Source organism: Methylobacterium sp. CCH5-D2, from assembly GCF_001556475.1.
Classification (GTDB): Bacteria; Pseudomonadota; Alphaproteobacteria; order Rhizobiales; family Beijerinckiaceae; genus Methylobacterium; species Methylobacterium hispanicum.
Genome location: NZ_LSIX01000134.1, coordinates 1 through 868, shown reverse-complemented (window position 1 = coordinate 868; position 868 = coordinate 1). Strand labels below are relative to the sequence as shown.

The 868-nt window shown below is 73.2% G+C and carries 1 protein-coding gene; it reads right to left on the bottom strand.

What is annotated here, in order from left to right:
• A partial coding sequence (locus AX737_RS02900; protein WP_197430433.1) for an acyltransferase family protein occupies positions 1 to 660 on the bottom strand: 660 nt, incomplete at its 3' end.
• Positions 661 to 868 lie beyond the last annotated feature (208 nt).

Below are 868 nucleotides of genomic sequence, written 5' to 3'. Positions count from 1 at the left end.
GACGAGGAGCCCCGCCGGCACCCACCAAGTGGGCGCCCGGCCCCGGACCCGGTCCATCGCCGCGCAGCAGGCCGGCAGGACGAGGATGTAGAACAGGAGTTCGTAGCGCAGCGACCAGAGCACGTGGGCGTTGATCCGCCCGCTATCGGCCTCGCCGAGCAGCGGCGGCGTCCCCGCGCAGGCGAGCCAGCGCAGCAGCGCCGCCGCCTCCTCGTGGAGCGGGCGGGCATTCGCCCCGCCGGTCCGCCAGAGGATCAGGCCGAGGATCAGGAGGACCGAGGCGAGGAGGGCCGGGTAGAGCCGGAACAGGCGGCCGAGTGCGAGGCGGCCGAGGTCGAGCCCGCGCAGTCCGCCGAGGATGCGCGGATAGAAGACGTAGCCCGTGACCATGAAGAACAGGCCGACGCTGCCCGCGCCGAGATTGTGCAGGGGCAGCGCTTCGGGCGTCGCCCAGGCCGCGCCGGACCGCGCCACCGGGATCCAGATCGCGGCGTGGTGGACGAGCACCGCCAGGGCGAGCACGCCGCGCAGCCCGTCGATGGCGGTCTCGCCGCCCGCAGGGATCGGAAAACCCGCGCGCACGAGACCGCGCGCCGCGACGTGCGCGGCGGCGTAGGCCAGAGCCCCGCAGAGCAGGATGTCCGCGACCGGACCGAACACGCAAGCCGCCCCCGTTGAGCCGAAGGGGTCAGCGTGGCCGGGCGGGGTAGGGGGCGCAACCCGGGCCCGGCGTTTCGTCGGCGGGTGTGCTCCGGCTGCGTCATACCGTTTTCCGGTCGATGGGTTCGGTCTGACGCATCGTCTCGGAACGAAGCGCGGGTCCCCTCTCCTGTAGGGAGAGGTCTGCTTTCGCAGAAAGCCGGGTGAG